This is a genomic window from Shewanella sp. SW32, from assembly GCF_025653365.1.
GTDB classification, from domain to species: Bacteria; Pseudomonadota; Gammaproteobacteria; order Enterobacterales; family Shewanellaceae; genus Shewanella; species Shewanella oncorhynchi.
Genome location: NZ_JAKKSJ010000021.1, coordinates 78026 through 90922 on the forward strand (window position 1 = coordinate 78026; position 12897 = coordinate 90922).

Annotated in this window: 13 protein-coding genes; 9 read left to right on the forward strand and 4 right to left on the reverse strand. The window is 48.3% G+C overall.

The genetic code is table 11. The features are described 5' to 3' along the window. Nucleotides 1–120: 120 nt before the first annotated feature. From L5M28_RS13875 to L5M28_RS13885, 3 genes are all read right to left on the reverse strand, one after another. Nucleotides 121–591 (reverse strand): nuclear transport factor 2 family protein, encoded by a 471-nt coding sequence (locus L5M28_RS13875; protein WP_263203639.1) that lies wholly within the window; start codon nt 589–591, stop codon nt 121–123. A 2-nt stretch (nt 592–593) separates the two neighbouring features. After that, nucleotides 594–1286 carry a DsbA family protein gene (locus L5M28_RS13880; protein WP_263203640.1) on the reverse strand — a complete coding sequence of 231 codons (693 nt, stop codon included), beginning with the start codon at nt 1284–1286 and terminating at the stop codon, nt 594–596. Between the two features lie 220 nt (nt 1287–1506). Then, nucleotides 1507–2430, reverse strand: a complete 924-nt coding sequence (locus tag L5M28_RS13885) for an MBL fold metallo-hydrolase (protein WP_263195703.1) — start codon at nt 2428–2430, stop codon at nt 1507–1509. Between the two features lie 274 nt (nt 2431–2704). Here L5M28_RS13885 and L5M28_RS13890 point away from each other — a divergent pair, with 274 nt between their 5' ends. Next, nucleotides 2705–3646, forward strand: a complete 942-nt coding sequence (locus L5M28_RS13890; RefSeq protein ID WP_263203641.1) for a LysR family transcriptional regulator — start codon at nt 2705–2707, stop codon at nt 3644–3646. Nucleotides 3647–3784: 138 nt separating this feature from the next. Here the strand turns inward: L5M28_RS13890 and ettA are convergent, their stop codons facing one another. After that, complete coding sequence (gene ettA, locus L5M28_RS13895) at nt 3785–5452, reverse strand: energy-dependent translational throttle protein EttA (protein ID WP_028761391.1); 1668 nt, start codon at nt 5450–5452, stop codon at nt 3785–3787. Nucleotides 5453–5641: 189 nt separating this feature from the next. On the opposite strand from ettA, the gene glyA reads away from it, so the two are divergent. From glyA to thiL, 8 genes are all read left to right on the forward strand, one after another. After that, on the forward strand, nt 5642–6895 hold the full coding sequence (gene glyA, locus L5M28_RS13900; protein ID WP_105251747.1) for a serine hydroxymethyltransferase: 1254 nt from the start codon (nt 5642–5644) through the stop codon (nt 6893–6895). A gap of 288 nt (nt 6896–7183) precedes the next feature. Further along, nucleotides 7184–7633 (forward strand): transcriptional regulator NrdR, encoded by a 450-nt coding sequence (nrdR, locus tag L5M28_RS13905; RefSeq protein WP_006082643.1) that lies wholly within the window; start codon nt 7184–7186, stop codon nt 7631–7633. 119 nt (nt 7634–7752) lie between these two features. Beyond that, entirely contained in the window at nt 7753–8907 is a 1155-nt protein-coding gene (gene ribD, locus L5M28_RS13910) for a bifunctional diaminohydroxyphosphoribosylaminopyrimidine deaminase/5-amino-6-(5-phosphoribosylamino)uracil reductase RibD (RefSeq protein ID WP_263203642.1), read from the forward strand. A 68-nt stretch (nt 8908–8975) separates the two neighbouring features. Then, nucleotides 8976–9632, forward strand: coding sequence for a riboflavin synthase (locus L5M28_RS13915; protein WP_263203643.1), 657 nt, complete (start codon nt 8976–8978; stop codon nt 9630–9632). A 95-nt stretch (nt 9633–9727) separates the two neighbouring features. Beyond that, nucleotides 9728–10831 (forward strand): bifunctional 3,4-dihydroxy-2-butanone-4-phosphate synthase/GTP cyclohydrolase II, encoded by a 1104-nt coding sequence (gene ribBA / locus L5M28_RS13920; protein ID WP_028761388.1) that lies wholly within the window; start codon nt 9728–9730, stop codon nt 10829–10831. A gap of 130 nt (nt 10832–10961) precedes the next feature. Further along, nucleotides 10962–11441: a 6,7-dimethyl-8-ribityllumazine synthase gene (ribE, locus tag L5M28_RS13925; RefSeq protein ID WP_006082639.1), complete on the forward strand. Its 480-nt coding sequence runs from the start codon at nt 10962–10964 to the stop codon at nt 11439–11441. An 11-nt stretch (nt 11442–11452) separates the two neighbouring features. Continuing rightward, the gene (nusB, locus tag L5M28_RS13930) at nt 11453–11857 is read left to right on the forward strand and encodes a transcription antitermination factor NusB (protein WP_006082638.1); all 405 of its coding nucleotides are present in this window, start codon (nt 11453–11455) and stop codon (nt 11855–11857) included. Between the two features lie 78 nt (nt 11858–11935). After that, nucleotides 11936–12892 carry a thiamine-phosphate kinase gene (gene thiL / locus L5M28_RS13935; protein ID WP_037392620.1) on the forward strand — a complete coding sequence of 319 codons (957 nt, stop codon included), beginning with the start codon at nt 11936–11938 and terminating at the stop codon, nt 12890–12892. Nucleotides 12893–12897 lie beyond the last annotated feature (5 nt).

Below are 12897 nucleotides of genomic sequence, written 5' to 3' on the forward strand. Positions count from 1 at the left end.
ATAAGGCTTAACATCGGCAAGTCGTGGGGCGGGCTAAATTAAACTTGCCCGCCTCGTGATTCAGTTATTCCATCATTGCATGTCTATAAGTGCATGACTGTCGTTACATGGTATTGGCAGTTACATGGCATTGACGACGGTATGACTATCGACAAACTGCTCGAAACTGACGATTTTTCCGCTGTGTATCTTCCATAAATGGGCGACTCGAGCGGTAAAATGTTTGCCCGTTTTGACATAAGTACCTGAATAAGTGCCAAAGGCAAAAACCTTATCACCCTGCGCCACATAGTCTTCGATATCGACGCGATAGTTATCCCATTCTTTTTCGAGGCGGGCGAACACATTGGCGGCTATCGCGCTAAAACCTATGTAAGTGCCCGCATAGGGAAAACCTACCGCCTCTGTCCAGCGAGCGTCATTTGCCAGTGCATGCTCAAGATTTTTAGCATTTTCGGCTGAGCTGTGTCCCTCGTAAGTACTTTTGACAAGAGCAAGATTCGCATCAGTTTGCCTTGCTGTTTCAATGAGATTTAACTGAGCAGGCTCACTCACTAAAGAGCTTGTTGGAACACTATTAAGCGTTGGCATGATTACGACTCAAACTGTGCTTCAAGATGGCTTAACCACTGGGCGGGTTGGCCATAAAAGCGGTTGATATTAATGGCGGTTATGTTGCCGTCATCATCCTCTATAGCCATTGAAGGGAAGCCTTGGGCACCCATCAGATTCAGTAATGCTCTGGATTCAACAATATGCTCATATAGCTTGTATTCACCTTGGGCATAATGCTGCGCAAAGCTCATAGGGTCGAGCCCAAGTTCAGCGGCTAACTTTGCCAGATTACCTTCATCACTGGCGCTGTGACCATCGCGGTAATGGGCCAGTTGTACTGAGTGTAGATAGGCCAAACTGTCGCCACCCATAGCATCGACTGCGAGCATGGCTTTAATGGGGGGCGCCGAGTCGAGTACGACTGTTGTATCGCGCAGCAGACCATCAAAGTAGTTTTCACCAAAAGGCTGGCCAGTTAGCTCGCCAATACGCAGATCGTGGGGCATAACATAATCGCGCCAGTTAGCATCGATTTGTTTACGTCTTGGGCCCGTGAGCATACCGCCGCCGTGGAGCTTAATGGTAAAGCCTGCTTTTGCGGCGGCATCGAGTAAAGGCGCAGCGGCATAACACCAACCACATAAAGGGTCGATAATGGCGTGCAGAGTGCGCTCTTTGGCCGTTGCTGTGCTGCTGGTTGTGCTAGTTGGATGAGTTGTTGGCTGAGTCATAGTGTTAAACCTTTTGGCTTAAGTTCGTCGCGACATTAGCGACTTAAGCCCTTTGAGAACATCGATTAAAATAGTTAGGTTGGTACAGTTATTTAGGTGAAGTCATTAAGCTAAAAAAGTGGCACGCAATCGAATACGTGCCTGTCTTTAACTGTTTGCACTTAACTATCTTTTGCACCTAACTAACTGTACCTAATCGCCTAGATAGATATGGCTGGGCTTACATAGGCCAGGTCATTTCGCCCATGTAAACTTTGGCGCTGATCTCAAGCCCTGCATCGGCTGGCATTTGTGGGTATAGCGCCAGCATCTTTTGGATTAATTCGGCTGAATCTTTCGAGGCTTTTGCCGCGATTTCAAAGGCTTTTACATATTCACGGGTAAAACCGATGGCGTGGGTATTAAATCGCGCTTCGCCTAAATAGTGCCCTGGGATCACTGTGGTCGGCAGCAGTTTTTCCATTGCATCTAAATGGGTTAACCATTCCTGACGCTCAGAGGCAGTTTGAGTGTCAGCCATCCAAACATGCGTGTTATCAAATACTTCTACGCCACCTGTAATGGTTTTTGCCGATGGCACCCACAGGAAAGTGTGTTTAGGGTGTTTATCATTAAAACCTTTGATAATCACTTGCTCACCGTCGATAGTAAAAGTGTCACTGTGAATCGCCTTAGGTAACACTAATTCGCTTGGCGCATTATCTTTTAAAATCGGCCCCCAGTAGGCGAGTTTGCCTTCCATTGAGGCTTTAATAGCATCGACTGTGGTTTGAGTCGCGACGATTTGTGCATCGGGGAAATTCTTTTTAATCACGGCTAAGCCGAAATAGAAATCAGGATCGCTATGGCTGATATACACCTGAGTCAGCTTTTTACCGCTAGCCTTAATGGTGTCGACCAATGTTTGGGCATCGTTATTTTGAAATTGCGCATCGACTAGCATCATTTCACTCTCGCCGCTGATAAAGCTCGATGACACGGCAAAGATGCTGTTTTCGCCCGGATTAAAATGGCTCACTTGCAATGGCGCTGCATTGACCGCGCTAAGCCCTGCCAGCAACAAGGTGGCGGCTAGGCTGATTTTAGACGAGGCCTTTAATGTGGCATTAACTGTGTTACGTATTGCATAGGTCGATGTGTTCATTTGGGGCTCACTTATAGTCACAGGGTGAAAGAGTAAAAGGTTCGATTTAGCATTCATTGATTTGCAGCTGCTGCAAAAAGTGAGTTAAGTATAGGTTGCAATAATCAATAGATAAATGCGAGTATCTGCCCATATTTGTTGCATTAATCGGACGAATAGCCGTATGTACTCTTAGTTATTATTCATGTGGTGACGTGAGTATGTGAGTGAACCTTCGAGTGATTTGAAAGTGAGTGATTAAACGTTATTGATTTAACGCGAGTGGAGATAAATCATGGATAGACTCGAAGCGGCTAAGGTGTTTGTGACTATTGTTGAGCGCGGCAGCATGATCAGCGCCGCCAATGCCTTAGATATGTCGCGTTCTATGGTGACCCGTTACTTGAGCGAAATGGAAGAATGGTCTGGTGCTAGGTTGCTGCATCGTTCGACGCGTAGCCTCAGCTTAACGCCCGCGGGTGAGCAAGTGCTGGACTATTGCCATCGGCTGCTCGAACTGGCTAACGAAGTGCCTGCGGTAAGCCACGCCGCTGTGGCGATTCCGCGGGGCTTGTTGCGTATTAGTTGCTCCCAGTTTTTGGCGCATCAGATTTTAGCGCCCGTGGTACAGCAATATTTAGCCAGTTATCCGCAGGCGAGCGTGAATTTCCACGTGAGCAGCCAAACCGTCGATTTAGTCGCCGAGCGTATTGATCTGGCTATTCGCATCACCAATGAACTCGATCCCAATCTTATCGCTAGACGCTTAGGGGAGTGTGAGTCTGTGGTGTGCGCCGCACCGAGTTATCTTGCCGCGCGCGCCGCCGTGCTGCATCCCGAGGATTTAACTCAGCATAACTGTTTAACCTATTCTTATTTTGGCGATGTGATGTGGCGCTTTTATAAAACCGATGTAGGGGCGAATCAGGCTCAGGCGCTTAACTCCGATCCTAAGTCAAACCAAGGTCAGGTATTTAACGTGCCGGTGAATGGGAATTTCAGCGCCAATGATTCCATGGTGGTGCTTAATGCCACGCTGGCTGGTGAGGGAATTGCTATGCAGCCGGTTTGGGCGGCGAAACCCTATTTAGACTCGGGTCAGCTAGTGCCTTTATTAACTGAGTTCAAGCCTCAGTCCCTCGGTGTGTATGGCGTGTATCAATCCCGCAAACACATGCAGCCTGCACTTAGGGTGATGATGGACATGCTGGTGGCCTACTTTGCCAGCTTGAATTGAAATAGTGTTAGTTTGAAATAGCACCTTTGAAATAGTGCCAAAGTCTACAGCACTCATAGCGTAATTGGATGCCATAAAAAAGGAGCTTAACCCTTTCGAGTTAAACTCCTCAGATTTACACTTGCCTAGATTCTAGATTTACTTAATCATCCGCTTGTATTTCAAGCGGTGTGGCTCAACCACATCGGCGCCATAGGTGTTTTTCAACCATGCCGAGTATTCTGTGTAGTTACCTTCGTAGAAGTTCACTTGGCCTTCGTCACGATAATCCAGAATGTGGGTCGCGATACGGTCGAGGAACCAACGGTCATGCGAAATCACCATAGCGCAACCTGGGAATTCCAGAATCGCTTCTTCCAGTGCGCGCAGGGTTTCAACGTCTAAGTCGTTGGTGGGTTCGTCGAGGAGTAATACGTTACCGCCCGCTTGCAGCAGTTTGGCTAAATGCACGCGGTTACGTTCACCACCAGATAAAGTACCGATGACTTTTTGCTGATCGCCACCACGGAAGTTGAAGCGGCCTACATAGGCGCGGCTCGGAATTTCCATGTTGTTGATACGCATGATGTCTTGACCACCGGAAATTTCTTCCCAAATGGTGTTCTTATCATTCATCGAATCGCGGAACTGCTCAACCGAGGCCAGTTGCACAGTATCACCCAGCTCAATGCTGCCGCTGTCTGGCTTTTCTGCGCCGGATAACATGCGGAACAGGGTTGATTTACCCGCGCCGTTGGCACCGATAATACCGACGATCGCACCCTTAGGTACAGAGAACGACAGGTTGTCGATCAAAACGCGGTCACCATAAGATTTGGTCAGGTTATTCACTTCAATAACCTTGTCACCTAAACGAGGTCCGGGCGGAATAAACAGCTCGTTGGTTTCGTTACGTTTTTGGTAATCGTTAGTGTTCAGCTCTTCAAAGCGTGCCATACGGGCCTTGCCTTTAGACTGGCGGCCTTTCGCGCCTTGACGTACCCATTCCAATTCCTTGGCAATGGTCTTTTGGCGAGCGCTTTCGGTAGCCGATTCTTGCTTCAGACGGGCATCTTTTTGCTCAAGCCATGAAGAATAGTTACCTTCCCACGGAATACCTTCACCGCGGTCGAGTTCTAAAATCCAGCCAGCAGCATTGTCGAGGAAGTATCTGTCGTGGGTAATCGCGACCACAGTACCAGCATATTCCTGCAGGAAGTGCTCAAGCCACGCCACAGATTCAGCATCCAAGTGGTTAGTGGGTTCGTCCAGTAACAGCATTTCTGGTTTTTCAAGCAGCAAGCGACAAATCGCTACGCGGCGACGTTCACCACCGGATAACACTTCGATTTTTTCATCCCAATCTGGCAGACGCAGTGCGTTGGCGGCGCGCTCAAGGACGTACTCTAAGTTATGGGCATCTTGAGCTTGAATAATGGCTTCGAGTTCGCCTTGCTCTTTTGCAAGGGCGTCGAAATCGGCATCCGGCTCGGCGTAGGCGGCATAAACGGCATCGAGGCGAGTCAGGGCATTTTTTGCCTCTGCTACCGCTTCTTCAATCGCTTCGCGCACGGTTTGATTCGGATCGAGTTTAGGTTCCTGCGGCAGGTAACCGATTTTCAATCCTGGCATTGGGCGCGCTTCACCTTCAATTTCGGTGTCGATACCCGCCATAATGCGCAGTAGTGTCGACTTACCTGAACCGTTGAGGCCGAGTACGCCAATTTTGGCGCCGGGGAAAAAGCTTAAAGAAATATCTTTAAGGATCTGCTTCTTAGGCGGAACAATTTTACCCACCCGCAGCATGCTGTAAACAAACTGAGCCATTTTTCTCTATCTTAAGTGACTAATGATGCGGCTAATTCTACTCGATTGCGCGCCGAACTCAACTCGACAATGAGCCAAGTTCAAGCACTATCTGCAGGAATTTCATGTTTCAAATACTGGGATTGTGACCGCGTTCCGAGTAGAATACCGCGCAACCCTACCTATAAGAATTGGCAGCTGGAGTAAGCAATGCTGAAAAAAGATATGAATATCGCAGATTATGATCCGGAACTGTTTAACGCAATTCAGAATGAAACTCTGCGTCAAGAAGAGCATATTGAGCTGATTGCTTCTGAAAACTACACCAGTCCACGCGTGATGGAAGCGCAAGGTTCACAGTTAACCAATAAGTACGCTGAAGGCTATCCAGGCAAGCGTTACTACGGTGGTTGTGAGTATGTGGACGTAGTTGAAACCTTAGCGATTGAACGTGCTAAACAACTGTTTGGCGCAACTTACGCTAACGTACAACCTCATTCAGGTTCACAGGCAAACAGCGCTGTTTACATGGCATTGTTAAAACCTGGCGATACCGTACTGGGCATGAACTTAGCTCATGGTGGTCACTTGACCCACGGTTCACCGGTTAACTTCTCTGGCAAACTGTACAACATCATTCCTTACGGTATCGACGAGTCTGGCAAAATTGACTACGACGAGATGGAACGTATTGCCTTAGAACACAAGCCTAAGATGATGATCGGCGGTTTTTCTGCCTATTCAGGTATCGTTGACTGGGCAAAAATGCGTGAAATCGCAGACAAAATAGGTGCTTATTTATTTGTCGATATGGCACATGTTGCCGGTCTTATTGCTGCGGGCGTTTATCCAAACCCAGTACCACACGCGCACGTTGTGACATCTACGACCCACAAAACCTTAGCGGGTCCCCGTGGTGGCGTGATCCTATCTGCTGCTGACGATGAAGACTTGTATAAGAAGTTGAACTCAGCGGTATTCCCTGGTGGTCAAGGTGGTCCATTGATGCACGTTATCGCCGGTAAAGCGGTGGCGTTCAAAGAAGCCCTAGAGCCAGAATTTAAAGTTTACCAACAGCAAGTGGTTAACAACGCTAAAGCTATGGTTGAAGTGTTCCTTGAGCGCGGTTACAAAATCGTCTCTGGCGGAACCAGCAATCACTTGATGCTAGTTGATCTGATTGGTCGTGACTTAACGGGTAAAGAAGCCGATGCCGCCTTAGGTAGCGCTAACATTACTGTGAACAAAAACTCAGTGCCAAACGACCCACGTTCACCCTTTGTGACCTCAGGTGTGCGTATCGGTACGCCAGCGATTACGCGCCGCGGCTTTAAAGAAGCGGAATCGAAAGAGCTGACTGGCTGGATTTGTGACATCCTTGATGATGCAAGTAATCCTGCAGTGATTGAGCGTGTTAAGGGCCAAGTACTGGCACTGTGTGCACGTTTCCCTGTTTACGGCTAATTTGCCAATGCATCTACGCTTAGTAGATGAAGGGCCGAGATTGACCGCCGACTGACTTGATACTTATAACATCAGGCACTTAGCATCAGGTACTTAACATCAAGTAGTTAACATTAGGTTGTTAAGCTCAGGTAGTTAACCTCAGCCCATAAATAGGATAAAATCCCATGGCCGCATCTTGCGGCCATTTTTATTGGTAAAATCTTAGGCTTAAATCCATTGCGTTTGACTGAGATTTAACAGGTAAACCCATTAACGCTTTACGACCATTCACTGGCAGGAGGCTCAATGCATTGTCCATTTTGTAGCGCGACAGATACTAAAGTCATCGATTCCCGATTAGTTGCAGAAGGCCACCAAGTGCGCCGTCGCCGAGAATGCACCGAATGTCATGAAAGATTTACCACCTTCGAAGGCGCTGAATTAGTCATGCCTAGGGTGATTAAGCGTGATGGTTCACGCCAACCCTTCGATGAAGAAAAACTCCAAGGTGGCATGTTGCGCGCCGTTGAAAAACGCCCCGTGTCTATGGATGAAATCGAGCAAGCGCTTAGCAAAATCAAGTCAACCCTGCGCGCCACTGGCGAGCGGGAAGTGCCGTCAGAAATGGTAGGTAACTTAATGATGGAGCAATTGATGAGCCTAGATAAAGTCGCCTACATACGTTTCGCTTCCGTGTACCGTGCCTTTGAAGACGTGTCTGAATTTGGCGAAGCCATCGCCAAACTGCAAAAGTAGTCATTGAGTTTTGTCGCCGACAAGGCAGACGTGTACGAGCGATTGGCGTGAAAGCACAAATTTAAAAGACAGGTTTGTAAGACTGGTGAAAGCCGAAACCTTTAACAACAGGGTTGAACATGAGCTTGAACATAAGTTGGTCCGTACTCGATACCCAAATGATGAGCCGCGCGATTCAATTGGCGCGCAAAGGCTTTTACACCACGAGGCCCAATCCCAGTGTGGGCTGCGTTATCGTTAAAGATAATCAGATTGTCGGCGAAGGTTATCATCAAAAAGCGGGTGAGCCCCACGCCGAAGTGCATGCGTTACGTATGGCTGGTGAACACGCCCGCGGCGCAACGGCCTATGTCACCTTAGAGCCCTGTAGCCATTATGGCCGCACGCCACCCTGTGCCTTGGCGCTGATCAATATTGGCGTTAAACGCGTGGTGGTGGCGGTTGAAGATCCTAATCCGCAAGTGGCTGGTCGCGGTATTCAAATGCTGCGCGATGCCGGCATTGAAGTGGATGTGGGATTACATCGCGATGAAGCCTATGCCTTGAATTTAGGCTTTATGAAGCGCATGGAATCGGGTTTACCCAGAGTTACAGTCAAATTGGCTGCGAGTCTTGATGGTAAAACCGCGCTGTCTAACGGTGTGTCTAAATGGATAACCGGTCCAGAATCTCGCCGCGACGTGCAGCGATTACGTTTACGTTCTTGTGCACTGGTCACGGGAATTGAAACCATACTGGCGGACGATCCCTCACTCAATGTGCGTTATCAGGAACTTGGCAGCTTAAAAGAAAGTGTAACCGAGGCGCAATTACTACAGCCATTAAGAGTCATACTCGACAGCCGCGCCCGTTTGCCGTTATCGGCCGCCTGCTTGGCTATCGTATCGCCGATACTCTTGGTCTCGACCGTGGCTTATCCCGTAGAGTTTCAAGCACAATTGCCCTCCCATGTGAGTTGCCTCGTGTTAACTGCAATTGCAGGTCGCGTCTCATTGCCTGAACTATTAAGCTATTTAGGCCAAAGTTGTAATCACGTGCTGGTGGAAGCGGGTGCAACCTTAGCGGGCGCATTTTTAGCAGAGGGGCTTGCCGATGAGTTAGTGCTATATCAAGCGATGAAAATCCTCGGTGGACATGGGCGTAATCTGCTGCAATTGCCCGATTATCAAACCATGGCACACATTCCTGCACTCACTTTGGTCGATGAGCGTAAATTAGGGCCAGATACCCGTTTAACCTTGAGCGTTATGCTTGATAATTCTTTATTTAATTAGGGCAAGATAACCGTTTAACTTTGAGTCTTATGCCTTATTACTTCTTTATTTAATTAAGTGAGTTAACCATGTTTACTGGGATTATTGAAGCAGTTGGCGCCCTGCGCAAACTGGAGCGTAAAGGCGATGATATTCGTCTTACCGTGGCGAGCGGCAAACTGGATTTAAACGATGTGCGTTTAGGCGACAGTATTGCTACCAACGGTGTGTGCTTAACGGTTGTGCAGCAATTAGCAGACGGTTATGTGGCTGATGTCTCTGCTGAAACCGTGAGTCTAACCGGGTTTGCCAACTATAAAGTGGGCACTAAGGTGAATCTTGAAAAGGCCGTTACCCCAACCACACGCTTAGGCGGCCATATGGTCAGCGGCCATGTAGACGGTATTGCTGTGGTTGAACAACGCCTAGTGCGTGGTCAAGCTATCGAGTTTTGGTTAGCCGCCCCCGCAGAGCTTGGGCGTTATATTGCCCATAAAGGTTCCATCACCATTGATGGCGTGAGTCTGACGGTTAACGAAGTGGACGGCAGTCGATTCCGCTTGACCATAGTGCCGCATACCGCAGGTGAAACCACGTTAATCGACCTGCAAGCGGGCGATAAGGTGAATATCGAAGTGGATTTAATCGCCCGTTATCTTGAACGTTTGATGAATTATGATGGCAAAGACAGCAAGAGCGGTGGCGTCACCATGGAAATGTTAGCCCGTGCCGGCTTTGTGCGTTAGTGCACAGGAGCAGATTATTTAACTTAAGCTTATCGGCAGCTTAGGTTATTTAGGTATAGAATTTCATAATAACAGCAAAATCATAAGGTCCTACAATGGCGCTGCACAGTATAGAAGAGATCATCGAAGATATTCGTCAAGGCAAAATGGTTATTTTGATGGATGACGAAGACAGAGAAAACGAAGGTGATTTGATCATGGCGGCCGAAATGGTCACGCCAGAAGCGATTAACTTTATGGCGAAATATGGCCGTGGGCTCATTTGCCAGACCATGACTAAAGCCCGTTGCCAGCAGTTAAATCTACCCTTAATGGTGACGAATAATAACGCCCAGTTCTCGACTAACTTTACGGTTTCTATTGAAGCGGCGGAGGGTGTGACTACCGGTATTTCGGCCCACGATCGCGCTGTAACGGTGAAAGCGGCTGTGGCTAAAGAGGCTAAAGCGTCTGATTTAGTGCAACCAGGGCACATCTTCCCGTTAATGGCACAGGACGGCGGCGTATTAACCCGCGCAGGCCACACTGAAGCTGGCTGTGATTTAGCCCGTCTTGCGGGACTTGAGCCATCGGGCGTTATCGTTGAGATTTTGAACGAAGACGGCACTATGGCACGTCGCCCAGATTTGGAGATTTTCTCCGAGTTGCATGGCATCAAAATCGGCACTATCGCGGCTTTAATCGAGTATCGCAATACCAAAGAAACCACGGTTGTGCGTGAAGCTAAATGCAAATTACCGACCCGTTTTGGTGAGTTCGACATGGTGACCTTCAGAGACACTATCGACAATCAACTGCACTTTGCCTTAGTCAAAGGTGAGGTGAAAGAAGATTGTTTGGTGCGCGTGCATTTGCAAAATACCTTCAACGATTTACTCCACTCAGAGCGCGATCAGCAACGCAGTTGGCCACTCGAAAAGGCGATGGAGCGTATTTCTGCAGAAGGTGGTGTATTGGTTTTACTCGGGAATCAAGAACATCCCTGTGAAATCCTCTCTAAGGTGAAAGCCTTTGAAGCCGAAGATCAAGGCCAAGCGCCTGCTTCTGCAAAATGGCAAGGGACGTCGCGCCGTGTGGGTGTGGGCTCGCAAATTCTCGCCAGCCTTGGTGTGACTAAGATGCGCCTGCTCAGTTCGCCTAAACGCTACCACTCACTTTCAGGCTTTGGCCTTGAAGTGACTGAGTATGTGGCGGACTGAAACCCAAAGTTACACTGAAGTAAAATTAACAATTTCTGATAATTTGCATAGGGCTCTGGGCAATTGGCTGTGATATCATGTCGCCACTTTTCGCCCCGAGCTGGGTGCTTTAGCTAAATTAGGTAAGATAATGAACGTAGTTCAAGGTAATATCGAAGCGAAAAATGCCAAAGTTGCGATTGTAATTTCGCGTTTCAACAGCTTTTTAGTTGAGAGCTTGCTTGAAGGTGCACTTGACACGCTGAAACGTTTTGGCCAAGTCAGCGACGACAATATCACTGTTGTCCGTGTACCAGGTGCGGTTGAGTTGCCACTAGCTGCGCGTCGCGTAGCTGCCAGTGGTAAATTCGACGGTATTATCGCATTAGGTGCGGTGATCCGTGGTGGTACTCCTCATTTTGATTTTGTTGCAGGCGAATGTAATAAAGGTCTAGCTCAAGTTGCTTTAGAATTTGATCTGCCTGTTGCTTTCGGTGTTTTGACCACTGATACCATTGAACAAGCGATTGAACGTTCAGGTACCAAAGCGGGTAACAAAGGCGGCGAAGCTGCTCTAAGCCTGCTTGAAATGGTCAATGTTCTGCAAGAACTTGAACAACAGTTGTTATAGTAGGAAAAATAATGAAGCCTTCTGAGCGCCGCAAGGCCCGCCGTTTAGCCGTTCAAGCCATCTATTCATGGCAACTAAGCGGGAATAATATTGCCGATGTCGAGCATGAGTTTTTAACTGAACAAAGTCTCGATGGTGTTGATGTAGCTTATTTTCGTGAGCTATTTTCAGGCGTTGCAACGAAGAAAACCCAATTGGATGAGCTGATCATCCCGCATCTGGAACGCCCGATTGATGAAGTGTCTCCAGTAGAGAAAGCCATAGTTCGTTTAGCGACCTATGAGCTGACTTTCCGTAAAGATGTGCCATACAAGGTCGCGATTAATGAAGCGATTGAGTTGGCAAAAGCTTTCGGTGCGGACGAGAGTCATAAGTTTGTGAACGGACTGCTCGACAAACTGGTTGCACGCAAGTAATAAAGACAAACGGTATCTTAGGATACCGTTTTTCATTGCTAACAAAGGTGGCCGATGTAAGTCGTGCCAAACTGTACAGTGAAAGAATTCCAATTAATTGAATGTTATTTTAGCAACCGCGGCCCCACTCGCCGTGATGTGAAGCTTGGCATCGGTGACGATTGCGCTTTAGTGCAACCCGCAGAAAACAAGTCGATCGCTATCTCCTGTGACACCTTAGTTGAAAATGTCCATTTCTTCCCCGACATGCCTCCCGCTGCCTTAGGTTACAAAGCTTTAGCGGTAAATTTATCTGATCTGGCAGCCATGGGCGCTGAACCCGCATGGATGACGCTTGCCTTAACGCTACCCGAAGTCGATGAGACTTGGCTAAGTGGCTTTAGTGAAGGTTTATTTGAAGCGGCCGATTACTATGGCATCGCCTTAATTGGCGGCGATACGACTCGTGGTCCACGGGCGATTAACATCACAGTGCACGGCCAAGTCCCACAGGGTAAAGCACTCACGCGTCATGGTGCTAAAGCGGGTGATTGGATTTATGTCACGGGCACGCTCGGAGATTCGGCCTTAGGTCTGGATATTATTCGAGGCGCGCAACAGGCCAGAGCCGAGCATAAAGAATTCCTGATTAATCGCCATTATCGTCCAACACCAAGAGTTTTAGCGGGCCAAGCTTTGCGTTCGCTTGCCTCTAGTGCAATCGATCTTTCCGACGGGTTTATCTCGGATATCGGTCATGTGCTTAAGGCTTCGGCAGTTGGTGCTGTGGTGGACGTTAATTGCATCCCGCTTTCACGCGCGATGCAAGATACCGTCAGCGAGGAGCATGCCTTAGGTTATGCGCTTACAGGGGGCGAAGATTATGAACTGCTGTTCACCGTTCCTGAAGCGCAAAAAGGCGCGCTTGAGACGGCATTAAGCCATGCAGGAGCAAAGTTTGTTCGCGTTGGACAAATTTGTGCAGGCAGTAAGCTCAAGTTGCAACTCAATGGTGAGCCGTTTACACCGCCGTATCACGGTTTCGAGCACTTTTAAGCGAA